Annotated in this window: 20 protein-coding genes; 14 read left to right on the top strand and 6 right to left on the bottom strand. The window is 45.0% G+C overall.

Going from position 1 to position 26,137, the window contains the following annotated elements; all coding sequences use genetic code 11:
- The first annotated feature begins 143 nt into the window (after positions 1-143).
- The 4 genes from uvrD to JF50_RS00125 are packed head-to-tail and all read left to right on the top strand — an operon-like array spanning position 144 to position 6,324.
- A complete protein-coding gene (gene uvrD, locus JF50_RS00140; RefSeq protein ID WP_039607531.1) occupies positions 144-2,309 on the top strand; it encodes a DNA helicase II in 2,166 nt (721 codons plus the stop codon).
- The gene (locus tag JF50_RS00135; protein ID WP_152614431.1) at positions 2,224-4,365 is read left to right on the top strand and encodes a GNAT family N-acetyltransferase; all 2,142 of its coding nucleotides are present in this window, start codon (positions 2,224-2,226) and stop codon (positions 4,363-4,365) included. Before uvrD ends, JF50_RS00135 begins: the two co-directional genes overlap by 86 nt.
- Positions 4,331-5,437 (top strand): ABC transporter substrate-binding protein, encoded by a 1,107-nt coding sequence (locus JF50_RS00130; protein ID WP_039607529.1) that lies wholly within the window; start codon positions 4,331-4,333, stop codon positions 5,435-5,437. Before JF50_RS00135 ends, JF50_RS00130 begins: the two co-directional genes overlap by 35 nt.
- 38 nt (positions 5,438-5,475) lie before the next feature.
- Positions 5,476-6,324, top strand: coding sequence for a chemotaxis protein CheW (locus JF50_RS00125; protein ID WP_039607528.1), 849 nt, complete (start codon positions 5,476-5,478; stop codon positions 6,322-6,324).
- A gap of 62 nt (positions 6,325-6,386) precedes the next feature.
- Here JF50_RS00125 and typA read toward each other — a convergent pair whose 3' ends face one another.
- Positions 6,387-8,207 carry a translational GTPase TypA gene (gene typA, locus JF50_RS00120; protein WP_039607527.1) on the bottom strand — a complete coding sequence of 607 codons (1,821 nt, stop codon included), beginning with the start codon at positions 8,205-8,207 and terminating at the stop codon, positions 6,387-6,389.
- Positions 8,208-8,477: 270 nt separating this feature from the next.
- Here typA and JF50_RS00115 point away from each other — a divergent pair, with 270 nt between their 5' ends.
- The 10 genes from JF50_RS00115 (at position 8,478) to JF50_RS00065 (ending at position 21,392) form a co-directional block, all read left to right on the top strand.
- A complete protein-coding gene (locus tag JF50_RS00115; RefSeq protein ID WP_039607526.1) occupies positions 8,478-9,836 on the top strand; it encodes a sigma-54-dependent transcriptional regulator in 1,359 nt (452 codons plus the stop codon).
- 184 nt (positions 9,837-10,020) lie between these two features.
- A complete protein-coding gene (locus JF50_RS00110) occupies positions 10,021-11,118 on the top strand; it encodes a sensor histidine kinase (RefSeq protein ID WP_160290440.1) in 1,098 nt (365 codons plus the stop codon).
- Between the two features lie 153 nt (positions 11,119-11,271).
- Positions 11,272-12,519, top strand: a complete 1,248-nt coding sequence (locus JF50_RS00105) for an HlyD family secretion protein (protein WP_039607525.1) — start codon at positions 11,272-11,274, stop codon at positions 12,517-12,519.
- 35 nt (positions 12,520-12,554) lie between these two features.
- Positions 12,555-13,286 (top strand): ABC transporter ATP-binding protein, encoded by a 732-nt coding sequence (locus JF50_RS00100; protein WP_039607524.1) that lies wholly within the window; start codon positions 12,555-12,557, stop codon positions 13,284-13,286.
- Positions 13,287-13,298: 12 nt separating this feature from the next.
- Complete coding sequence (locus JF50_RS00095) at positions 13,299-15,737, top strand: ABC transporter permease (RefSeq protein ID WP_052262065.1); 2,439 nt, start codon at positions 13,299-13,301, stop codon at positions 15,735-15,737.
- Between the two features lie 431 nt (positions 15,738-16,168).
- On the top strand, positions 16,169-17,575 hold the full coding sequence (gene glnA, locus JF50_RS00085) for a glutamate--ammonia ligase (protein WP_039607522.1): 1,407 nt from the start codon (positions 16,169-16,171) through the stop codon (positions 17,573-17,575).
- Between the two features lie 246 nt (positions 17,576-17,821).
- Positions 17,822-18,334, top strand: coding sequence for a DUF4124 domain-containing protein (locus JF50_RS00080; protein ID WP_039607521.1), 513 nt, complete (start codon positions 17,822-17,824; stop codon positions 18,332-18,334).
- Positions 18,335-18,437: 103 nt separating this feature from the next.
- Positions 18,438-19,502 carry a nitrogen regulation protein NR(II) gene (gene glnL / locus JF50_RS00075; protein WP_039607520.1) on the top strand — a complete coding sequence of 355 codons (1,065 nt, stop codon included), beginning with the start codon at positions 18,438-18,440 and terminating at the stop codon, positions 19,500-19,502.
- Positions 19,503-19,512: 10 nt separating this feature from the next.
- Positions 19,513-20,919, top strand: a complete 1,407-nt coding sequence (gene ntrC, locus JF50_RS00070) for a nitrogen regulation protein NR(I) (protein WP_039607519.1) — start codon at positions 19,513-19,515, stop codon at positions 20,917-20,919.
- Positions 20,920-20,933: 14 nt separating this feature from the next.
- Positions 20,934-21,392, top strand: a complete 459-nt coding sequence (locus JF50_RS00065; RefSeq protein WP_039607518.1) for a Crp/Fnr family transcriptional regulator — start codon at positions 20,934-20,936, stop codon at positions 21,390-21,392.
- Positions 21,393-21,443: 51 nt separating this feature from the next.
- On the opposite strand, the gene JF50_RS27070 is transcribed toward JF50_RS00065, so the two are convergent.
- From JF50_RS27070 to JF50_RS00045, 5 genes are all read right to left on the bottom strand, one after another.
- Positions 21,444-21,617, bottom strand: a complete 174-nt coding sequence (locus tag JF50_RS27070; RefSeq protein ID WP_155735595.1) for a hypothetical protein — start codon at positions 21,615-21,617, stop codon at positions 21,444-21,446.
- Between the two features lie 210 nt (positions 21,618-21,827).
- A complete protein-coding gene (locus JF50_RS00060) occupies positions 21,828-23,063 on the bottom strand; it encodes a cysteine desulfurase-like protein (protein ID WP_039607517.1) in 1,236 nt (411 codons plus the stop codon).
- Between the two features lie 10 nt (positions 23,064-23,073).
- Entirely contained in the window at positions 23,074-23,706 is a 633-nt protein-coding gene (locus tag JF50_RS00055; protein ID WP_039607516.1) for a 2OG-Fe dioxygenase family protein, read from the bottom strand.
- A gap of 289 nt (positions 23,707-23,995) precedes the next feature.
- On the bottom strand, positions 23,996-24,973 hold the full coding sequence (locus tag JF50_RS00050) for a hypothetical protein (protein WP_039607515.1): 978 nt from the start codon (positions 24,971-24,973) through the stop codon (positions 23,996-23,998).
- The gene (locus tag JF50_RS00045; protein ID WP_039607514.1) at positions 24,973-25,920 is read right to left on the bottom strand and encodes a hypothetical protein; all 948 of its coding nucleotides are present in this window, start codon (positions 25,918-25,920) and stop codon (positions 24,973-24,975) included. Before JF50_RS00045 ends, JF50_RS00050 begins: the two co-directional genes overlap by 1 nt.
- Positions 25,921-26,137: the final 217 nt, after the last annotated feature.

The following is a 26,137-nucleotide window of genomic DNA, read 5'->3' as shown; positions in this document are numbered from 1 at the left end:
TATAAAAAGACAGTGGAGTGAAAATTAAATATAGCTAATTTTCAATTAGTTATATTTTAGGCTATTGAAATATACGCTGAAAACTGGGCTTTAAATGCGACGCTAGGTATACTTTGCCCTCACTTTTCGAAATAGGCGCAAAGATGGACGTATCTGAATTACTTGACGGCTTGAATGACAAACAGCGTGAAGCGGTTGCTGCACCGCTCAGCAATATGCTTATTCTGGCTGGCGCAGGCTCTGGTAAAACACGAGTGCTGGTGCACCGTATCGCTTGGTTAATGCAGGTAGAGCACGCCTCTCCTTATAGCATTTTTGCTGTAACCTTTACTAATAAAGCCGCCAAAGAAATGCGTACCCGTGTTGAAGAAACATTGCAAAGTCCAGTTGGCGGAATGTGGATCGGCACCTTCCACGGCTTATCACATCGTATTCTGCGCGCCCATCACAGAGAAGCGAACTTACCTGAGTCATTCCAAATTCTAGACTCAGACGATCAGCAGCGTATGATCAGACGTCTGCTTAAGGCGATGAATATCGACGAGAAAAAGTGGCCAGCCAAACAGCTTAGCTGGTATATCAGTGCCCGAAAAGATGAAGGTTTACGCCCCAAAGACATTCAAGCCTATGACGCCAGTGAGCAACTTATGCTGAACGTTTATACAGCCTATCAAGATGCCTGTGATAGAGCCGGTTTAGTCGATTTTGCGGAAATCCTGCTACGTTGCTACGAGCTACTTCAGCAACAGCCCACCTTACTACGCCACTATCAACAACGCTTTAAACATATGTTGGTAGACGAGTTCCAAGATACCAACAGTATTCAATACCAATGGCTGCGCCTGCTCGCCGGTGGCGACAACAACATCATGATCGTCGGTGATGATGACCAAAGTATCTACGGCTGGCGTGGTGCGAAAATTGAAAACATCAAACGTTTCTTAAAAGACTTTGGTGCCGATACCATTCGTCTTGAGCAAAATTACCGCTCAACAGGCACCATATTGAAAGCCTCCAATGCCCTCATTCAAAATAACTCAGAACGGATGGGGAAAAGCCTTTGGACCGATGGGACACAAGGGGAACCCATCTCCATTTATGCCGCTTTCAATGAATTAGATGAAGCGCGCTTTACCGTCGGCAAAGTTAAATCTTGGCTACAAGATGGCAATGCACTGACAGACTGCGCCATCTTGTACAGAAACAATGCGCAATCTCGTGTACTGGAAGAAGCCCTTTTACAAGAAGGTTTAAAATATCGCATTTACGGCGGTATGCGCTTCTTCGAGCGTCAAGAGATCAAAGATGCGCTCTCTTACTTGCGCCTGATCAGCAACCGTAACGATGATGCCGCATTCGAGCGTGTGATCAATACACCGACTCGCGGTATTGGCGACAAAACGCTGAGTCATATTCGCGACTGTGCACGCAATGAGTCTCTACCACTATGGTATGCAGCCAAAGCTGTGATAGAGCAAAAACATTTGGCCGGTCGCGCAGCCACAGCGGTCACACGTTTTATTGAATTAATTGAGCAGTTAGATGAAAAGCTGGTTGAACTCGAACTTGCAGAACAAGCCAAAACCACGATAGAGCACTCAGGCTTATTGGCCATGTACCAAGCTGAAAAAGGTGAAAAAGGCCGTGCGCGAGTGGAAAACTTAGAAGAATTAATCAATGCCTGTGGCCAATTTGAGCTGCCAGTAGAGGAAGAGTTTAGCTCGCCACTGCAAGGCTTCTTAGCCTATACCTCACTCGAGTCTGGTGAAGGTCAAGCGGATGAACACGAAGATGCCGTGCAAATGATGACGCTGCACTCGGCCAAAGGTCTGGAGTTTCCATTGGTCTTTATGGTGGGTGTAGAAGAAGGCATGTTCCCATCACAACAAAGCCATGAAGAGTCTGGGCGCTTAGAAGAAGAGCGCCGACTATGTTATGTCGGTATGACTCGCGCAATGCAAAAGCTGTATATCAGTCATGCTGAAAGTCGTCGTTTGTATGGCCAAGAGAAATACCATAGCCCATCTCGATTTTTGCGTGAACTACCTGAAGACTGTACTGAAGAGATCCGCATTAAAACTCAAGTATCTAGACCCGCTACCACAAATCGCTTCAGCGCATCGGTCAGCCATGCTGCATTTGAAGACAGCGACTTCAACCTTGGGCAACGTGTGCTACACGCAAAATTTGGTGCCGGTACCGTACTCAATTACGAGGGGGTCGGTGCGCAATCTCGTATTCAGGTCAATTTTGACGACGTCGGTACTAAGTGGCTGGTCACAGCGTATGCAAGACTGCAAGCCATTTAATCTCGACTCATTACTCCTTGCGTTGCAAAACGCAAGGCATCGCCAACTGCTGCTACTTTGTGGCAGCAGAAGCTGGGGACAAGCGTACTTTCAACGCCTTGCCCACGCTACTGAGCAGCTTATTCTGAGTGATGATAGCACCTTGGACAAGGCTGTTTGGCCACAGCATCTGCACCAAATCTTAGGTCAGGAGTTCGATTTTGTCCTGTACGATGGCTACAGCGGCATAGTCCCCAATAAGCTCGCAGCATGCACTGGCACAGTCCGATCTGGTGGGCTGCTAGTACTGTTGCTGCCAGAATTATCAAATCTGGTATCTTGGTGTGATCCAGCGCTGACACGCTGGCTCTCTGAGGGCGAACAGGCGACACAAAGCCCCTTTTTAAAACGCTTTGCACACCAAGTCCAACAACAAAACTGCTGGATAATTAATGAATCAGGCGAGACAAATTTTCCCGCTCAATACTGCGCAGAAAAATCCACTTTAGACCTAAAATCTCAAGCACACCTAGTCGCACTGATCACAGCACATCTTCAACGCGACTCCAATACGCCAATATTACTCAGTGCGGACAGAGGACGTGGTAAGTCAGCAACACTCGGGTTAATTGCTGCCGCCTTCGCTGACAAACAGGTTATCTTATGCGCACAGCAGCGCCGAGCAGTACAAAATGGCTTTAAACACTATGCGCAGGCCCTTGAGCTCGCTGCGCCTGCGGTGAATCAAAACCACTGTCAGACATTATCATACATGCCCCCTGATATTGTGATTTCAACCAAGCCACAGTGCGACATCTTGCTCATCGATGAGGCTGCTGCGATACCGGTACCAATTTTAAAACAATTACTCGCTTCATATCCCAATATTGTATTTGCCAGCACCTTAGTAGGCTATGAAGGCAATGGCCGCGGCTATACACTACGTTTTAAAACGCATCTCAAAGCCGAGCATCCACACTTTTTAGACTTACATCTCCAAGCGCCTATTCGCTATGGCGCAGGTGATCCATTAGAGCAGCATATGCGCCAACTGCTGGCGCTGGACAGTCAATATTCAGCGATAGAGCCTGCATTGAACACACTTGAATACAGCGAAGTGAGTCGCGACACGCTTATCCACAATGAAGCCTTGTTGCAGCAAATCTTTGTATTGCTGGTTTTGGCGCATTATCAAACGTCTGTCAATGACTTGAGACAGCTATTGGATAGCCCCAGCAACCGACTGTTTGTCGTCAGCCAACATCAGCAGCCCGTCGCAGTGTGTTTAATCGGTTTAGAGGGTAACTTAGCACCGGAGCTTGCCAGTAAAATTGCACTCGGTGAGCGCCGACCAGCCGGACATTTAATGGCGCAACAATTAACACAACTCCTAGGCAACACCCAATTTTGCACCGAACAAGGCGCACGCATCGTACGTATTGCGGTGGCACCATCCCACCAAAAGCTGGGCATCGGTAGCAAGCTAATTCGCTTTGTCATGACACAGTTAAACAGCCAAGTGAGTTATTTTGGTAGCAGCTTTGGCGCGCAGTCTCAGCTTCTCAATTACTGGCAACAGCTAGGCTTTAAACCGATGAAGTTAGGTTTTAAGCAAGATAAAGCCAGCGGCGAGTTTGCAGTTCTGGTTGTGCATAATAGTAGCAACATTGCGCTCAGCGCAGAGCAAGACGCTTTTACGGAACAGCTTTTCTTTGCACTGAGCAGTCTCTACACTAAGTTACCGTGGACGCTTGTTCGCAGCTTACTAAGCACACTTCCCGACAGAGGGCTGCCTGAACAGCTATTTAAGCAAGTGGCTTACTTGGCCAGTAAAACGGCAACAGAGCAACAAATTGCACCAGTAATACAGCAAGTTATAAAAACACAGCCCAGCATCATAAATTCGCTTTCAAGGATTGCTCAACAGCAGGTAATTCAACTATTATTACAACGACATCAGCCAAAAGAATTAGCCAAAGCACTTAAATTAGAGTCTAAAAAACAATTACAGCTGGCCTATCAGTCACTGTTATCGGAAGTTTATGCTGAAATTACTCGTAAAAACGGCCCTTATTAGCACGTTATTCATTGGATCCGCACAGATTGCGGCACAGCCCAAAACACACATTAAATTAGGCATGAGCGTCGCATTGAGCGGACCTGCCAGTCATATTGGCCAGCAACTTAAGCAAGGTCATGAGCTCTACTTTAATTACGCCAATCAACAATCCGATATTGAACAACCCCATATTCAACTCATTGCACTCGACGATGGCTATGAGCCGAGCCGCGCGGTTGATAATACGCAGTACCTTATCAGGCATCAGCACATCGATGCTCTGATCGGCAACATGGGGACGCCCACCACACATGCCATCAAAGAGATTTTAAAACGCCACCAGCTACCATTATTAATGCCCTACACTGGCGCCGAATTCTTATATCAAAACCCGGGGTTCCCTATTTTTAAACTCCGAGCAAGCTATTTAGATGAAGCCCAAGAGCAAGTTCACTATCTTGTCGATGAACTTGGGCACACAAACATTGCGCTGTTTATTCAGGCAGATGAATTTGGCCTCACATTAGAAAAAAGTCACCGCCAAGCGCTTAAAGACAAAGGCATTGAACCCGTTGTCATTGCGCGATTTCGTCGCAATACCAATGATGTCGCAAAAGCGCTAACACAGATATTGACCACACAAACCACGGCCATTGCCATGATTGGTACCTACGAGCCGCTGGCTGCGTTTATCAATCAGGCGCATAGAGGTGGTTTTAGAGGTACCTACACCAGCGTTTCGTTTGTATCATCCGCCTCTCTGTTTGCTGACATCACGGTGCCCGCTCATGTGATGGTGACCGAAGTCTTGCCAGACCCCAATACGTGTCATGGAGACATCTGCAACTTATTTCGCAACTTATCAAAAGCACATCAGCAAACCATGACTTATCAGTCCTTCGAAGGGTTTGTAAATGCCTACTTATTTTCGAAATCCCTTCAGCACTGTGACTACACCAAACTATCAGCGTGTATCGCCACTGCGATGCCACATACGTTAAGCACAGATAAAGCGCTACAATCGCTGTTAAACCAGCAACAAAAAAGTACCTCACAGCGCCCGGTATTTAGGTCTTATTTAAAATATTGATCTATGCTTAGCTCAAGCAATTAATGTTTGAGGCAAACATGGACCTGATCAATTTTCGAGTAGGAAAAAAAACAATATCGCTCAAAATTTTAGATATCTTATTGACCGAACGCTATGAAGGAAACCTCACTTCATTGCCCAATGACAACCCGAGCTTTTTGGGGGTGAAAGATTACATGGGCACACCCACGCCCATCTTTGATTTGGGGCTTATACTGAACAACCAATCTTCGTACGACACCAATCAATCTTTGGTTGAGCTGTTACAGCAAAGAGAGCAAGATCAAAAAGCATGGCTCTCGGAGCTTGAGATCAGCGTGCACAATGATGTGCCTTTCACGAAAGCCAGAGACCCCAAGCAATCAGAATTTGGCAAATGGTTTTATAACTTCAAAACCGATAATGAAGACCTAAAAGCAATTTTAACACGCTTTGAAGAGCCACATAGCCGCTTACATGCTATCGCCGATGAGATACTCGGCTTGTCCAGCAAGGGCCAAAAAGAGCAAGCAATCGCATTGCTAGAGAAAGAAAAGCTCACAACCTTTACTAAATTGATACGACTGTTTGAGTCTGCCAGAGATCAAATTATTCTCGATCACAAACCGATTATCGTCTTTACCACGGAAAATGGTCAGCAGCCACACATAGGACTATTAGTGGATAAAGTGGAAGATAATATTCATTGTGATGAATCAGACATTAAACCACTGCATGAGATGACCAATGTCGGTTTTGATATTGACCCACAAACCAAAAAAATGATGAAAGGGCTGATCAAGCAAGGTGATAATCACAGCTTGGTATTAGATCCAAGTGCGATTTTTAGGCCAGAGCACTTAAAAGATTATGCGCCAATAGAAACGGAAGAATACGGTTTATTTTAGTTAGGTAACATAAACAAAAACGCCGCTTTGTACGCGGCGTTTTTTATATTCGAAATTACGCTTTATTTAGCTTGACGGCTTGCGCGCTTACGCTCACTTTCAGTCAATAGCTTCTTACGAATACGGATGCTTTCTGGTGTTACTTCTACCAGCTCGTCATCATCGATGAACTCAAGTGCTTGCTCAAGTGTCATGACGATTGGCGGCACAAGGTTTTGCGCTTCATCAGTACCTGATGCACGAACGTTCGTTAGCTGCTTACCTTTAAGCGCGTTAACCGTTAAGTCGTTGTCACGTGCGTGAATACCAATGATCATACCTTCGTATACTTCAACACCGTGACCGATGAATAGCTTACCACGGTCTTGAAGGTTGAATAGTGCGTTAGTCAGTGCTTTACCTGCCGCGTTTGCGATAAGTACACCGTTCTTACGTTGACCAATGTTGCCGCCTTTGTGTGGGCCGTAGTGATCAAACGTGTGGTACATTAGACCAGAACCCGACGTTAGTGTCATAAAGTCAGTTTGGAAACCGATAAGACCACGTGAAGGCATCATGAAGTCCATACGGATACGACCTTTACCATCTGGTGCCATGTCAGTCATTTCTGCTTTACGAAGACCAAGTTGCTCCATGATAGAACCTTGGTGCTCTTCTTCAACGTCAACCGTTACTGTTTCATACGGTTCTTCTAACTGGCCATCTACTTCACGAAGAATTACTTCTGGACGAGATACAGCTAGCTCGTAACCTTCACGACGCATGTTTTCGATTAGGATACCTAGGTGAAGTTCACCACGACCTGATACGCGGAAGCTATCTGGGTTATCTGTTTCTTCAACGCGAAGTGCTACGTTGTGTACAAGCTCAGCTTGAAGACGCTCAAGGATGTTACGTGAAGTCACGAACTTACCTTCTTGGCCTGAGAACGGTGATGTGTTTACAGAGAACGTCATTGTTACTGTAGGCTCATCAACAGACAGTGCAGGTAGTGCTTCAACTGCGTTTACATCACATACTGTGTCAGAGATCTTAAGCTCACCAAGACCTGTGATCGCAATGATATCGCCCGCTTGCGCTTCTTGCGCTTCGTGACGGTCAAGACCTAAATAAGTCAGTACTTGGCCAACTTTACCGTTACGTGTTTTACCATCAGCACCAACAATTGTTACTTGCTGGTTTACTTTAACAGTACCGCGCTTGATACGACCAACACCGATTACACCAATGTAAGAGTTGTAGTCTAGCTGAGAGATCTGCATTTGGAAGTCGCCAGCTGGATCGGCGTCTGGCTGCTCTACCTGCTCAACAATCGCTTCAAACATAGGCTGCATGTTGTCAGACGGCTCGTCTAAATCAAGTGTCGCCCAACCGTTGATAGCAGATGCGTAGATAACTTGGAAGTCAAGCTGTTCATCTGTCGCACCTAGGTTGTCGAATAGGTCAAATACTTGATCCATAACCCAGTCAGGACGTGCGCCTGGCTTGTCAATTTTGTTGATAACAACGATAGGCTTAAGGCCAAGAGCAAATGCTTTTTGCGTTACGAAACGCGTCTGAGGCATTGGACCTTCTTGTGCATCTACTAGTAGAAGTACAGAATCAACCATTGATAGTACACGTTCTACTTCACCACCAAAGTCGGCGTGTCCCGGGGTGTCTACGATATTGATGTGATAGTCGTTCCACTCAATGGCGGTGTTTTTCGCCAAGATTGTGATACCACGCTCTTTTTCAATATCATTTGAATCCATTACACGCTCTTCGTTGCCACCGCGTGTCTCTAATGTGCCAGACTGTTCTAGCAGCTTATCGACTAGGGTAGTTTTACCATGGTCAACGTGTGCGATAATCGCAATATTTCTTAACTTTTCAATGCTCATTACTGTTACTCAGAGAAGTTGGCCTTCAGTGATCCTAGTCGATCCACGCAAAATTGCGCACCTAAGATACCGTTCCACAATTAAAGGTCGCGTATTATCCCCTAATAATGTGACAGATGAAAGTTTATCCAGAGGATTTTTTTCTTCTTTACTGCAATTTACTGCTTAAATCCGCTGATTTTGTGCCTGTTGTTTGTTCCTGTACAAAGTACTAAACTGCGTCACAAGCCCTTAGCAAAATGGGCAAAAATAAAAACAAAGGAACGATATATGAAGTCACAGTCTCTGATTTTGATTGTGGAAGATAACCGTGAAGTAAGACTCGCGGCACGATTTGTACTGGAAGATTTCGGCTATGCAGTTGAAGAAGTCGAAAACCCCGTACAAGCACATGAATTTCTCTCTCATACTCACCCTGCTTTGATCATGCTCGACATGAACTTTGATCTCGACTCAACATCAGGCGAAGAAGGACTGCGGTTTTTACGCGGACTCAAACGTGACGCCATCGACATTCCAGTAATTGCCATGACCGCGTGGTCAAACACGGATTTAGTGGTGCAAGCCATGCAGCTGGGCGCTGTCGACTTTATTGAAAAACCTTGGCAAAACCAACGTCTTGAGCAAGTGATTCAGCAGCAACTTAAGATATCAGGGCTGCAAAAAAGCAACTCTGCACTCAGCCAAGCCCTCACACCAAGCGAGGATGAACCCATTTGGCAAAGTGCGGCCATGCAGCAATTAATGGCCCAGCTCAGCGCCGTGGCCCAAACCGATGCTAATATCCTCATCACTGGTGAAAACGGCGTGGGGAAAAGCCACATTGCCACGTGGATTCATAAGCAGTCTTTACGAAATGCACAGCCGTTTATTTCACTCAATATGGCTGCCATTCCTGAACAGTTATTCGAAAGCGAGCTATTTGGCCATGTTAAAGGCGCATTTACGGATGCCAAAGCTGAGCGTGTAGGCCGCTTTGCATTGGCTGACAAAGGTACCTTATTTTTAGATGAAATAGGCACACTGCCACTTGCGCAACAAGCCAAGCTGCTACGAGTACTCGAAACGGGCGAATTTGAAATGGTGGGCTCGAGCAAAACCCTAACCAGTGATGTACGGCTTATCAGCGCAACCAACGCTGAATTTGAGCAGCTCATTACCAAAGGTGAATTTCGACAAGACTTGTATTATCGCCTTAATACATTCGCGTTTACCATTCCTACACTGCGGGAACGTGTTGATGATATTGTACCTCTTGCCGAGCACTTTTTGGCAAAACATGGCAGTAAGTATAACAAGCAAGGTGTTACGATTGGTCCTTGCGCGCAACAAGCTTTGATGCAATACCGCTGGCCCGGTAATTCGCGCGAGCTAAGTCACTTAATGGAGCGAGCAGTATTACTATGCCAAAGCGGTGTTATTCTCGCCACTGACCTACATTTGCCGAATGCACAAATCAGCAATACCATCGGCTCACTCCCTGAAATGACACTAGAGCAAGCCGAAAAACAGTTAATTGAGCAAGCGCTGAATAAATTTAACGGCAATAAAAACAAAGCAGCCCAGCAGCTTGGGATCACCAAACAGGCGTTGTATCGACGGTTAGAAAAATATGCATTGGCAGAATAATAGCTTAGAAGGTTTTTGGAAAAGACAGTGCCTGCAGCTCATCTTGATACAGATATGCGTGATCACAGTTTGCTGGCAGTTCGGGCTTTCTCAACCACGCCCGCTTTTCAATGTAGTGACAATCAGCTGCTTAATCACTTGGCTAGGGTCAACTATCTGGGTATTCCACCGGGTGATCGCTCAGATGAAATCCTCTTATGTTCGCAGTACAACTCAACTTGAAGCTTGCCGAAATCGAGACTTTAGCCAACGAGCAAAAGCCCGTTTTACCGCAGGGATCATTGGGGATTTTCATCATCAACTCAATCAACTAAGTGATGACTTACTTACTTCAAAAAATAATGAAGACAAAGACTCAATCTTACTTCTGCGTCTTGTTAAGCAGTTGAACACACCCATACTCGTTTTTGATGAGCGCTTGCAATTGAGCTTTGGTAACCAAGCCTGTACAACATTATTTAATCAGCCTTGGCAAACGCTACGCTTTACCAGCGCTGCACGCCTCGGCCTAGTACACCAGCCTAGTTGGCACTTCAGTGATGAAAAGCACCAACAACGCTGGCAAGTGCGCCACAGTAACTTTAATCACAATGGCCATACTTATCACTTATTGGTGATGACGGATATCCAAATCGCCTTGAGAGAACAAGAGCTTAAGGCATGGCAACGTTTGATACGGGTCATTAGCCATGAAATCCGCAATTCCTTAACTCCAGTCAGCACCATGTTAGAAAGACTTCGGCACAGAGCAAATAATGAACGAGATAGCGCTGCTTTTGATGTCATTGTGGAACGCTGTGAGCACCTAGCTGAATTCGTTAAACGCTATGCACAGTTACAACAAAGCGTCACGGTTAAAGCCACTCAACAGCCTTTTTCTCAGCTATGTATGGAACTGAGTGCTTTATTCCCACAGGCAAATTGGCAACTAGAAGGTCAACACCTTACACTCAATTGCGATGTGACGTTACTCAAACAAGTGCTTATCAACTTAACTAAAAATGCATTGGAAGCCTGCTCGGGCACACCACAACTCACATTATCACTGAAATTGAAAAATCACACTGCGACGATTTGCCTGACAGACAACGGTCATGGCCTCATTAACTCCGACAACCTCTTCGTGCCTTTTTATTCAACCAAAGAGCGCGGTGAAGGGATCGGCTTGATGCTGTGCCAACACCTGACAGAGCAAATGAATGGCCAATTGCAATTAATTAATCGCACGGATGATCAGCAGGGTGCCAGTGCCGTTATCACCTTAACTCAACCAACTCACTAAGTGTCCGAATTTAATAAAGCCAAGTCCGGTTTCGGACTTTGCTTTATTAACCTAGCCACATAAAAACAATAAAATCATTTAAAAACAAAAGCTTATTTTTTGGCACATGGCTTGCTCAATCTTTTACATCATCAATAAATAATAAAGATAAATATGGACGTCGCAAAATCAAAAACAGTCACGCCAAAACACTCGCTCAAGAGAAAAATCACGGCTATGGTCGTCTGTGCCTCTGTGCTAGGTGCTGTGTTTCATTTCACTTCATCATCAAGTTCCACCAGCTTGAAACAGAACAGCTTGATTGTCGCAACCGTTCAACGCGGTGATCTCGCTATTCAAGTAGATGGGTATGGCGTCCTTCGCTCCAATCAACAAAAGCTGTTAACGGCACAAAGTAGCGCCACAGTCAGTGAAATACTGTTGCGCCCAGGTGCGGTTGTGACACCGGACTCTGTGATTTTAAGAATGCAAGATCCCGACCTCAAACAGTCGATTGAAACAGCACGCATGGCACTTGAAGAACAAGCAGCTAATTTGCGTCGTCAAAAGCTTGCCAACCAGCGAGAGCGCTTGTCAGAAAAAGCCACACAAGCCCAATTGGAAAGTGAGTATCAATCGCTGGTACTGCGTCGCCAAGCACAGCAAGTACTTCGTGATCAGGGTGTTATTCCAGCCATTGATGTACAAACCGCTGAACTCGAGGAACAGCAGCTTGGTGCACGCGCCGAATTACAACGCCAACGGATCACGCAACTGGCACAATTACACCAAGAGGACATCGAAATATCTCAACAACAGGTAAACCAAGCGCGCTCAAACTTGGCGAGATTGGAGCAGCGCGCTCAACAGCTCGAAGTCACTGCGGGGATCAGCGGTACCATCCAACGCCTCGCTGTAGAGCTTGGTCAGAGCGTTTCAGCTGGTCAAGAGCTGGCGCAAGTCGGGAGTAATGATGACTTACAAGCGCTGATCCGCGTACCGCAATCAAAAGCAGAGCAAATCAAAGTCGGACAATCCGCAACGATAGATACTCGCCGTGAACGCGCTCCCGCAACCGTCACTCGGATCACGCCACAAGTGCAAGATGGCACCATCGAAGTAGAACTGTCTTTTACCGAGGGAGTACCTGAGTCTGCCAGACCAGAACTCAGCGTAGAAGCTGAAATACTCACAAGCCAACTAAGCAACACATTATATGTCGAGCGACCAGCGAATAAGCAAGCCCATAGTGCAACCGAGCTGTTCATCATCGACGGGGATCAAGCGGTTGCAACTCCAGTACGATTCGGCGAAGACGCGGGTCGTCACTTGCAAATTCTGCAAGGTGCGCAAGAAAACCAGCGTGTCATTCTCTCTGATATGACACAGCACAGTGAGCATAAAGCCATCACGTTACTGTGAACCCAATAACAAGAATTAAAAGAAAGGATTTAGACATGAAAGAAAGCGTATTAACAATGTCGGGCGTGACCAAGGTATTCAGCACCGAAGAAATGGAAACCCATGCATTAAGAGGTATCGATCTCACCATTTATCGCGGCGATTTTGTCTCCATTTGCGGCCCGTCCGGCTGTGGTAAATCAACGCTGCTCTCTATCTTAGGGCTGTTAGACATGCCCAGCTCTGGGCAATATCAAATTGAAGGGGAAGAGGTCAGCCAATTAACGTTGGCGCAGTCGGCATATATTCGCAATGAAAAAGTTGGCTTCATATTCCAGTCGTTTAACCTGATTGATGAACTGACGGTCTATGACAATGTAGCGCTCCCACTTAGATATCGAAAAGAGCCAATGCCAGAAGCGCAGATCAAACACGCCGTGGAAGCGTGCCTTGCCAAAGTAGATATGAGCCACCGTGCGAGCCACAAGCCCAACCAACTTTCCGGTGGTCAACAACAACGCATTGCCATTGCCCGAGCGCTGGTTGGACAGCCAAGCATGCTGCTGGTCGATGAGCCAACAGGTAACCTAGATTCAATCAACGGCGATGCCGTCATGGCCATGTTGCAGCAGCTCAATGCCGAAGGCACCACCTTATGTATGGTGACGCACGATCCGCGCTACGCCGATATGGCGACTCGTCAGCTCCATTTACTCGATGGCAAAATCATTGACAGTGAAGAGCACTGCGACCCCAAACATGCATTTGAAATTCCAGTTGCACAGTAAGTAGGTGCCATTATGTTGAAACACAACTTATTAACTGCTATCAAGAGCCTAGCAAGAGTGAAAAGCTATGCACTGACCATCATCATGACCTTGGGAGTCACGTTAGGAGTGATGGTGGCAATGTACAATCTAAACTATCAAATCATCGCAGCCCCACTGCCTTACCCTGATCAGGACAGATTATTCTTAGTACAAGGCCAACTGCTGGCCGACGGTGAAGTAAAGCGTGAAAACTTCCTGCCCTTTTTAGGCGCAGTTGAAGCTTACAAAGATAAGCACCCAGGTATCGAGACGTTTGCACTACACAATATCAGTATTGATGTTGAGCAAAGTTTACCAAACAGCCCAACCTTTAATATGGGTGCTATTACACCCGAATATATGCAGATCATCGATGCACCTTTGGCTTTAGGGCGTCACTTTACGAAAGAAGAAGGACTCAACAGTAATCAACCTGTTGCAATTATCTCATACGATGTCTGGCAAACACACTTTGGTGGGAGCAGTGAAGTGCTTTACCGCTCTGTGACTTTCAAAGGTGTCAGCTTTATCATCGTTGGCGTCACTGCTGAACACTTCGCTGAACCGGTATTAGCAACCCCCACTTGGCGCACCGATGTATGGCTCCCTTACGACTATCGCGATACCCCAGATCCAGTTTGGACATTTTCTTCTATTCAGGTTCACTTGGTCGGGAAATTAACCAAAGACGCTGATATCAACCGTACTCAGCTCGCACTCAATAACTGGGTGATGGCACGCTACCCAGCAGCGGTTGCAGATGATCCCACTTTAGCAAATACCGATGTTAAATGGCGTTTTACAACGTACAAAACGCGTATTATTGGCGATGCAGGCAATACCAGCATCATGATGTTTGCAGGCAGTGTAGTTCTGCTACTTATTGCCCTCAGTAATATCGGTAACCTGGTTTTATCTCGTGCTGTTGAGCAACAACGTGCCTTTGCCATTCAAGCTGCATTAGGTGCACAGCCTCATCACTTATTCAAGCAAGTACTGGTTGAATTATCTTTGCTATTTGCCGTCGCACTTATCGTTGCCACCGGTATCGTGAGCCTGATTTTAGGCTTATTAAAAGCTGGATATGCAGGCCCACTTGCGCGCTTAGATGAACTCAGCCTCAATACCAACACAGTGATATTTGCGATTGTCTTAACACTTATTCTTGATTTGGCACTCGCTTGGGTGGTGAGTAAGCAGCTGAATTACAATGCCATTATTGGTGCATTACAAAGCAGTGGTAAGGGCTCTGGTGTACAGGTCTCCAAGCATACGCGCCAAGTGTTGGTGTCGGTACAGGTATTTTTTTGCCTCTCCTTGCTGGTGCTATGTATGGGTATTTTCAAGCAAAGTTGGTCTCAGCTCACAGCCCCCACGCATATCAATACTAACAATACTTCACAGATCGCTTTAAATGTTGGCACCTTACTCACTGAAATGACCCCTGAACAACGCGCCACACTGATACTAGAAGCAACAGAACAACTAAACCAACACAGTGACATCGTACGTGCCGGTGTGGGGAGTTATCCCCCTATCTCCTATTGGTTAGAGCAGTTCTCTACATATCACTCGCAGTTACAGCCAGGTATGGATAAGCCTATTGTGTCACACAAACGGGTCTGGGGAACACGCGCTTATTTTGAAACATTCGGCTTGAGATTAACGCAAGGACGTCACTTTACCGATGCTGAAGCCAGGGATAGAGCGCCTGTGGTGATCATCAATGAATTTATGGCTGACATGATAAAAGCCTCTGGCCAAGACCCGATCGGTGCAAAGCTGTATGGACGTAACTCCAGTGACCCGATCACGGTAGTGGGTATCGTCGGTAATTTGAATTTACCAAACCAGCCACCAATTTCCAGAACCTATCGCCCCCGAGTGAACACCGGATACCCTATTGTTGTCGTCGAAAGTAAACCTAACGTGCAACTGTCTAGACAAAGTATCAATGATGCATTGACACAAGTACACTCACAAATACGTGTTTATGATTTACAAACCACGGAGCAAATTTTGTCCTCACACCTTAAATCACAGCGCGTTGCCAGTATCTTTACTATCGTACTTTCAGTGGTCGCGGTGATATTAGCAAGTATTGGTATTTATGGCGTATTTAGCTATGCCATTGCCTTAAGACGCTATGAACTAGGTATTAGAATGTCCATTGGCGCAACGCCTATGGCAATTTTTAAATTGGTACTGACAGAAAATATGCAGCCATTTTTAATCGCAGCCGCTGCGGCTACCTGCACATTACTAATCGGCTACTTTAGTGCCGCATCTTCGCCCATCATGCAAATGATGAATATATGGAGTTGGTTGATCCCTGTGGTCCTGATAGCAAGTCTGGTCGTGGGTATCACCTTGCTGTCAGCGTGGAGCATTATTCGCCAGCCTGCACAATACGCACTAAAAGGCGCTTAACCATGTCTCAAACCAGCCGTCAATCAGCATGTAATATCATGATAATTTCCTTCCTGAGATGTTGTATCTGGTTTGTCATGGCGGCTGGTTTATTTATCTTGCCCCTCGGTAAAATAAATGGACTATGCTTAACCTGTGAGCTCGTGTTGCTGTCCCAATCCAGCGATGCGAGTCCTGCATTTTTACACTCGCTTAGCATGCTAGAGTGGTTGGAATAAACCACTCAGTCAGGCCTTTAACGCATTGCACCAAATTAGTGCAATACGACCTCAAATGGTGCACTCATTTAGGTCAATCACACCATACCAAACCATCAAAAACAAAATAAACCATACTTTACAATAAGTTGCATTATTGGCACAGATCACGCTTATAAGAGCGCAGTTAAGCAAATTATTGCAGCAAAAAATAACCCACGAGTCGGAGGACACATGTCACAATCGGTTTTAGATTTTATTAAAGAGAATGAAGTAAAGTTTGTAGATTTACGTTTCACGGACACTAAAGGTAAAGAACAACACGTTTCAATCCCTCATCATCAAGCCGATGAAGACTTCTTTGAAGACGGTAAAATGTTCGACGGTTCGTCAATTGCTGGCTGGAAAGGTATTAACGAATCTGACATGGTGTTAATGCCAGACGCAAGCACAGTTAAGCTTGACCCGTTCGCTGAAGAAACAACGATGATTGTACGTTGTGACGTATTAGAGCCTGCAACCATGCAAGGCTATGAGCGTGACCCACGTTCAGTTGCTAAGCGCGCTGAAGACTACATGCGTTCAACGGGTATCGCTGATACTGTACTATTTGGTCCAGAGCCAGAATTCTTCTTATTCGACGATGTTAAATACAAAACTGACATGTCAGGTTCTATGTACTCTATCGACGCTGAAGAAGCATCTTGGAACTCAGACAAGAGCTATGACGAAGGCAACACAGGTCACCGTCCTGGCGTAAAAGGTGGTTATTTCCCAGTAGCACCTGTTGATTCTTCACAAGACTGGAGAAGTGCAACATGTCTGGTACTTGAAGAGTTCGGTCAAGTGGTAGAAGCGCACCACCATGAAGTAGCAACAGCAGGTCAAAATGAGATCGCAACACGCTTCAATACCATGGTTATCAAAGCGGACGAAATCCAAGAGATGAAGTACGTTATCCACAACATGGCCCACCACTATGGCAAAACAGCAACCTTCATGCCTAAACCAGTTGTTGGTGACAACGGTTCTGGTATGCACTGCCACCAATCTCTAGGTAAAGATGGTCAAAACATCTTCGCAGGTGACAAGTACGGCGGCCTATCTGAAGATGCCCTTTACTACATCGGTGGTATCATCAAGCATGCTAAAGCAATCAATGCATTTGCAAACGCGTCTACTAACTCATACAAGCGTCTAGTACCTGGCTTCGAAGCACCTGTTATGCTTGCATACTCTGCGCGTAACCGTTCAGCGTCAATCCGTATTCCAGTTGTACCTTCAGAGAAAGCACGTCGTATCGAAGTACGTTTCCCTGACCCAACAGCAAACCCTTACCTTGCTTTCTCTGCAATGTTAATGGCAGGCCTTGACGGTATTAAGAACAAAATCCACCCTGGTGATGCAATGGATAAAGATCTGTACGATCTACCAGCTGAAGAAGCAGCAGAAATTCCAACAGTTGCAGCATCTCTAGAAGAAGCACTGGCTTCACTTGACGCAGACCGCGAGTTCTTAACACAAGGTGGCGTATTCACTGACGACCTAATCGATGCATACATTGCACTTAAGTCTCAAGAAGTTGAAAAGCTTAACATGACAACTCACCCAGTTGAGTTTGAAATGTACTACAGCGTTTAATTCGCAAATTACTTGCAGTGAATAGAGGTAGTTAGCTACCAAAGCGCATTATTCACTGCACTTTATAGTGTAAATGCGCGCTTAAATCATATGTGTTCTCAAGCCCGCTTTAGCGGGCTTTTTTAATGGCAAAACCGTGCTAAAAGCTCTACAGTTAAACTGTGAGTGTTAACACTTGCACAATGGTGAAAATGCCACAATGGCAGTACACTTTTGGACGGTGCTATTTTGTAAAGTGAGGTTGCTGTGAGTCGACTCTGGTTAGTGATTATATTATGTGTAGTAAGCCATGCTGCCTATGCAGATAAAAAAGTGTATCGCTGGAAAGACGAGAATGGCAACTGGGTATATTCCGACACACCTAAAAAAGGCGCAGCAGAGGTTAAAATTAATACACAATTTTTAACCATGCCTGCCGCAGACACATCCGTTTTAAGCAGTGATACACAAAACCCCACAACCCCCAAGTACAAAGCAGCCATCATTGCCCCCAATCACAAACAAACATTGCGCGACAACACCGGCAGTGTGTATGTCAGTGGCCAAATAACCCCAAGATTTGCCAAAGACTTTACTGTACAGCTATTTTTAGATGGCAAGCCAACCGGGCCAAAGCAGCATACGATTACTTTTGCGCTTCGAAATGTAGAGCGCGGTGAGCATTCACTACAGCTCATGGTATATGATTCAAAAGGAAAAGTAGTGACTAAAAGTGATGAGACCATTTTTTATCTGCATAAAGCGACCAGAGCTAACTGATCATTACAACCACATGCACTTATGACAATAACAAGCAAAACTACAGCAACTTAATTTTTTGTGTTAGATTAATATGCACCAAATTGGTGCAAGGCGACCCACGATGGAACACCTCAATTCTGCAATATTGCCTGAACTGTGGCAAAACCTGTCAACCTCGATTATTTTACTCGACGAAGACTTTAAAATTCACTATGCCAATAACAGTGCCAGTGAGCTGTTAGGGCTAGGACAAAAGCGGTTGATTGAGCAACCATTTGAGAGTATTTTTCATCACCATTTAATCGACTTAAAAAGGCTCAAACGCTATGTGCTAGAAGATGGTATTGATTGTCAGCAACACAAGGTAGACGTTGTATTCATTGACAATCGCGCCAGTACTATCAATTTATTTGCACGTAAACTCAACCATAATCAACGCCAGTATATTCAACTAGAATGTCGTCGAATTGATGAAGAACTCCGTTTTGACAAAGCATTCAACCAAGCGCATCAATATCAAGCTGCACGTAACCTCATTCGCGGTTTAGCCCATGAAATAAAAAACCCACTGGGTGGAATACGGGGAGCGGCGCAATTATTGCAGTATGAAGTGGACCAACAGGAGCGTAATGAATGTGCGCAGCTGATCATAGAGCAAGCTGATCGCTTAAGAGAGCTCGTCGATAGGCTACTGGGTCCAAATGAGTTACCCAAACGCACATTGTGCAATATCCATAAAGTACTTGAGTCGATATTGAAACTCAGCACATTGGAAACGGAACATAGGATCACGCTGCGTAAAGACTATGATCCAAGTATTCCGGATATTTGTGTTGATGAGTCGAAAATACAGCAAGTGGTGCTCAACATCGTCAGAAATGCCCAACAGGCACTCAAAGGCCACGGGGAGATCCGTGTCACGACCCGCATATGCCATCGAGTTCGACGCGGGAAGTTAATGTTGAGAAAAGCACTACTGATCAAGGTTGCTGACAATGGACCAGGCATAGACGAAGCAATAAAAGCCACGATCTTCTATCCGATGGTCACAAATAAAGAGGGCGGCTCGGGGCTAGGCCTATCAATCGCTCAAACTTTGGTTGAACAGCACAATGGATTTATTGAATGTGATAGTTGGCCCGGACATACAGAGTTTTGTATCTACTTACCCTTTGAAGAAAGCTAGGGAGCAAATAATGAAAAGTGTGTGGTTAGTCGACGATGACGCCTCTATCCGATTTGTGTTGGAGAAAGCTTTATCTAGAGCGGGATTCGCCACGGAAAGCTTTGCCAACGGACAGGATGTATTAACAGCACTTGAATACGGCCAGCCAGCGGTTTTAATGTCTGATGTACGTATGCCTGGTTTGGACGGTATGGCATTACTCGAAGAAGTGAACCGTCTATACCCCTCGCTGCCAGTTATCATCATGACGGCTCACTCAGATCTGGACTCAGCGGTAAATGCATTTCAAAAAGGCGCATTTGAATACCTCGCCAAGCCGTTCGATTTAGAGGAAGCGACATCACTTGCTGACAGAGCCTATCGAGCTGCCCAGCAAAACGCCAAAAGTAAACCTCAAGACGCGACGGTTGACCAACCAGATATCATTGGTGAAGCCCCGGCAATGCAAGAAGTATTTAGAGCGATTGGCAAGTTGTCAGCATCGAGTATGAGCGTGTTGATCAATGGTGAATCCGGCACGGGTAAAGAGCTCGTTGCGGGTGCCTTGCACAATCACAGTCCTCGTAAAGACAATACCTTTATCGCGCTAAATATGGCAGCCATCCCCAAAGATCTCGTCGAGTCAGAACTTTTCGGCCATGAGAAAGGGGCATTCACAGGCGCAGACAGTGTGCGTCGGGGGCGATTTGAGCAAGCCAATGGGGGCACACTCTTTTTAGATGAAATCGGTGATATGCCTCTGGATGTGCAGACTCGACTGCTGCGTGTGCTGGCCGATGGTGAATTTTATCGTGTCGGCGGTCACCAAAGTGTCAAAGTCGATGTTAGGATCCTTGCTGCAACTCACCAGGATTTAGAAAAGCTGGTCAGTGAAGGGAAGTTTAGAGAAGATTTATTTCATCGCCTTAATGTCGTGAGGTTGCGGATCCCACCACTTCGAGAAAGAAGTGTCGATATCGCAAAGTTGGCTGAATATTTTCTGGCTAAAAGTGCCAAGGAACTTAAAGTGCCCAGCAAAATCCTTACCGATAAAGCACTCGATCAAATGTGTGCTTTCCATTGGCCTGGCAACGTCAGACAGCTTGAAAATACTTGCCGCTGGTTGACTGTCATGGCACCTGGCGACATGGTTGGCCCGCAAGATTTACCCCCTGAACTTGCACAGCCCAGTAATACAACTACGCTTGAAGAAAGTCACGACTGGCTTGATGCATTTCAGCTTTGGCTTGATCAACAGCTGAGACTTGGTGAAGATCATATTTGGCCGCAAGTACAAGCACAGTTAGAGACGAGGTTAATTAAATCTGCGCTGGCAGCATGTCATGGCCATAAACAGGACGCCGCACTTAAAATAGGCTGGGGTCGCAATACGTTGACCAGAAAGCTGAAAGAGCGCAATATGCTAGAAAATGACTAAATGATTGGCCGAGCATGAAACTGCTAGAAAACATCACGACGATAAAACAACTTGAGATCATCAACCGCTTAGATTTTTTTTCTGAGTTCACACTGGCTGAGCGGCAAGTTTTATTAGAATCATTTAGCCATCTATATTTAATCAGTAAAGATCGCTATGCATTCAAACGTTTTGAGCAAGATAGTCGCTTATATATCATTTTAACGGGCGAGCTGCGTATTTTCGCGGAAAAAAATCATATCGATATTGGCCATGTAGGACCCGGTGAGTTTGTTGGCGAAGGGGCTTTTATATCTAACCGAGAGCGCAGCACCAGTGCCCAAGCCATATCTGATACCATAGTGCTGGCCATTACTTCTGAAGCTTTGACAAAATTACCAGCGGTGATTAGAGAAAAAATCAAAGATAAGATCATCGCTGGCATGAGTGAGCGAATTCATAAGCTCAACCATTTTATCGAAGAAAAGCTCTAATCCACTGTATTTGACGACAGCACGTACTATCGCCCTGTCGTCAATCACGCTTTAACAGTTATACATGGAATTACATGTTCTGCCTTTATAAGAAATACAGCCAGGCACATGTGGTGAACTTGCGTACATTCCACCAGCGACATTAGGCGTTTGCTCAATTTTCAATACTTTACCATTGGTAGATAATTGCTTAACCGAACGTTTGTTAAGTGTGATTTTCATCATTATTTCCTTCTTATGTTGTACTTATTTTTATCAGGTGAACATTGCCACCTGATCAATAAACGACCACCAACACAGTTTAAAATCAATGATTTCAATCCGTACTTTATTTCATTACGCACGTGCAGCTAGATATGACATAGTGAGATGTTATGCCGTGAAAAATTGAAGTGCTTTACACGCAAAAGAGAAAGGATGCTGACGCATCCTTTTTTATTTTAAAAGTTCACCGAACAACTCAAAAAGTCTATCTAACTCTTCAATGGTGTTGTAATGCATACAACCAATACGCACCACACCCCCTTTGTCCATCACACCTAATTGCTCACATAGGCCCTGCGCATAAAAGTTGCCATCCCATACACACACATGATGTTGCCCTAAGAACTCTGATACCTTACGCGGCTCAAGACCTTCGAATGTTAATGCAAAAGTCGGTGTGCGCTCAGAAAGACGTGTTATATCGTCGATACCGAATAGTTTGATCTGCGGAAATTCCGCAAGTCTAGTCAAGAAATGCTGGCTCAAAGTCATCTCATGCGCTTTTGAATTCGCAAAGGCTTGTTCTAGTCTCACTCTTAATGACTCAGACTCTGGCAATGCACTCAAAGAGGCAATGTATTCAATCGCGGCGATTACGCCCGCTAACCCCTCAAAGCTTTGTGTGCCCGTCTCCCAGCGACCCGGGATCACATCTTTTGCAGGCTCCACTTTATAGGGTGTAAAGCCTTCAAGGTGTTCACGCTTACCATAAACAATACCAACATGTGGACCAAAGAATTTATAAGCTGAACACGCTAAGAAGTCGCAATCTAATGCTTGTACATCAATCAGTTCATGCGGTGCAAAATGCACGGCATCCACATATACCAGAGCACCCACTTCGTGTGCCATAGAAATGATCTTCTTAATGTCATTAATAGACCCTGTGGTATTCGATGCATACGTCACCGCAACAAGTTTAGTATTACTGTTAAGTAACGACGCATAGTGATCCAGATCCAGTGTGCAATCTGACTCATTGATGCGCAAAGCATGCACTTTGGCACCTTTATCTTCTGCCGCTTGACGCCAAGAAGACACATTTGAATAGTGATCTGCGTTGGTCACGATTACTTCATCTTCAGCTTGCCATTGCCTTGATATTGCACGACTAAAACTGAATGTTAAGCTCGTCATATTCGCACCAAAAACAATTTGCTCACTACTTGGCGCATTAAGCAGCTGTGCAACTGACTGCCTTGCACGGTTCATTAGCTCAACCGTTTTATCACTCGAGAAAAAAGCACCTCCTAGGTTTGAATTAAAATAACCTAGATATGCAGACATTGCACTTAAGACCGACTGCGGTACTTGTGAGCCACCCGGGCCATCTAAAAATATTGGTGAAACACCAGAAACTTCCTGCATTAAAGCGGGAAACTGACGGCGGATTGGCATTAAGTTCATGTGGACCTCTTTATGCTGTAAATACAAAACAATCTAAGTAGCCAACTTGGTCGGCATTGAGTTTATTCATCGGTGTGGCGTTATGCCAAACTTCACGATCATTCACAAGTGCAAATAGGCCATCTTTTATTTCCATCTTAAAACATGGCTCCGCTTCTTTATTTTCATAAACAAGGAGCTCACCACCAGCAATGTTTTCATGAGACACGCCACATACACATACATGGTCAAAACCATCTTGGTGAATGCCTTCTGGTGCAGGTGGTGTATCGCTCTCTATTGCCAACATTCTAAACTGATGTACTTCAATATCTGCATCGTCTGCAACACCGGTCATTGCTTTAAATTCAGACAGCAGATGCTTAAAACCATCGCTCTGCAATAACTCCGCCTCTAAGTTTTCATACACGCGTTCCACATTACCTTGAAAGTGGTTAATCGAATCATCTTGTACGAATGCTTTTGTCGGTTGGATAGACACATTGCCTTCGGCAAACTTCAATACAGAATAACGGCGCTTACGAAATGCACCATCGGCATAAGGGTTATCTGGCAAACGCGAAAAAAACGGTTTAACTGAATCAATATGTGATTGTTGAATAAAACGAAGTTGAAGCAAATTCTGGTTGTTTACTGCTGTCATGCTTACTCTTGCCTGTAGATGTAAAATTGGCAGAGATCTTAATCTATTTAGATGGAAATTTTGATTTTGAATAACTTGTTTTTATCAAAAAACAAGAATAAATATACCCTATAAAAATATATGTTAGATTAAAAATACCATTTGTTTTAAATTTGGTAACTGAGGTATCCAGACCTCAGCCACTCGAGATTGCGTAATCAAGCATAAGCTGTGCATGATTATTTATTGCAAAAACTGTATTTAGTATGAATAAATAGCCTAAGCCCCGCACAATCGTACGCCTAGTACACTAAAGTTTATCCTTCACTGCTGCCAATTGCTCAGCGAAACTAAGATGACGTAAATCACCCAACCCTGCTTTTTCGGTCAACGCTAATAATTGACTTTCAAATGTCAAAAGCTGCGCCTCCACTTGATTATTTTTTAGTGCATTTTTACGCTTCACATGTTCTTGGTACAGGCTTTCCACTCTCAAAACCTGTAATTTAGCTAAGCGGGCTTTATCTTCTATTTGCTCATAGTCACGTACATTATTTTGGATATACACTTTGGCATATTCACTGGTATTAGCTGCATCCTGTACAACACTTGGTAAAACTTTTGCTTTCAGTGATGTTTCTATCACACGTAATTGCGACTTAATTTCACCTAAGTAATGGCGCTCAACTGCGCTCACCTCTAATGCGGTCATTTGCGCATTGAATTGTTCTAAGCGTGATTCCACGTCTGGTTGCTGGCCATTAACCAACATGGCTCTAAATTTTTTATGGATATCACTGAGCTTACGATATTGCTTAGGAAAGTGCTCTTTGGCAGCAAACTTGTCTAACACGGCAAAGTGAGAACGCACAGGTTCCAGTACTGATAATATTAATTGCTTTGCCGCTTGTGCACCCGCAACCAGCGCCACGACTTCTTGGCTAAGCGCAATGATCTCACCACTCACTGTTTGAGAAGAGAAAAAAGAGGCGCTATCGAGCGCTTCAAATGGCTTTGCTTTCAAGCCAGCGAAGTTTTTTTCAAGTTCCCGCCACTCCTTTTGCGCTTTATCAATTCGTATGCGATCGTATTCAACCAACGATTCCATATTGGCTAAATACATCGCCTGTTGCGCTTCCTGATATGCCGCATCGGCACGGTCATATGCTACTTGCACTTGCTCATTAGAGGGCGAGGACCCACCAAGTGTTTGCACTGAGTCTAACGTTTTACACCCTGTCATGTTTAACAGCAAAGCCCCAAAGACTATGCCAAGCTTCATGCGCATCAATAGCTCCATTGTAATCCTGCGGTCAAAGAAACATTAGTATACTCTATTTCAGGAACACGCAAACGTCGACCATTCACTTCTTCGGTCACTGTATCCCTTTCTTTATAGTAAGCATCGACCCCAAACATAACAGCAATATGCTCAACCAATTGATATCTCAAACCAGTTCTCGCCATCACGCCCCAACCATTAAAGCTGTCTGTTAATGTTGTTGTCTCAAACTGGGTATTCTGAATACGACTATATACGGGGGTGCTAAGTTCGCCTTCAATATACCAACTTAATTTGTCTGACGGACGACTCAACTTACTGTCATATCGCGCACCTAATGTTGCCAACACACCCATTTGATCTTCTGTGACCGAAATGACTGGCACCAGAGTTGCAGGGTTGTCTTGCAATACATCATCACCGTCTTTTGTTTGCCCGGGTAAATCAAAGCGAGGGACAGGATCGCCTTCTTCTCGAGGCAATGCTTTTAACGCATCGTCAAACTTCGTCGCACCTGGATTTACAAACTTAAAGTTGGATCGTGTAAAACTCGAAGTAAAAATTTTCATCCCGAAAGTGAGCTGCACTGCACGCTGATAATTATACGCTGCGGTAAAAGCCAGTTCGTTCGCTTTAACCTTAAAATCATTTTGCTGGATGGCACCAAAGTCTTTTAACGACCAGGTTTCTTGATCTATTTCTGTTGAAATAGTCGCGGCGCTACCAATGTAGAAGCCCCAATCTTCATCTATCCCAGTATAAGACAACTGACGTACTGCGGGATTGGATACGGAGATAGACTGAGATAGCTGACCGAACCCTGCCACATCAGCCAACGATTCACTGTAATCGATACTTTCAAACCCCAAACGAACTTCACTGTAAGAAGGAAGAGGTGCAGCTGCAAGCGAGTAGCTGCTAAACAAACCCAGCAAGGCAAGTGTGTATTTCATGGCTTTCCCCGATAATGTTATTGTCTTGTATCACAAGGCACAACATTACAACCCCTTGCTTACAGGCCGATAGAGACGTGTTTAAACTGATGGCTCACATCAATGAATGATATAAACATTAGTACAGACGTCTTTATAGTCAAGGACATAGACAGGGTTTTACCGTAAAAACAAGATGTGCTGAAACATCTAAAACAAGCTAAGAAAGCTCGTAAAT

The organism is Pseudoalteromonas luteoviolacea (assembly GCF_000814765.1).
Taxonomy (GTDB): Bacteria; Pseudomonadota; Gammaproteobacteria; order Enterobacterales; family Alteromonadaceae; genus Pseudoalteromonas; species Pseudoalteromonas luteoviolacea_H.
Note: the sequence above shows the minus strand (reverse complement) of the source record. Positions and strands in the feature narration are given on the sequence as shown.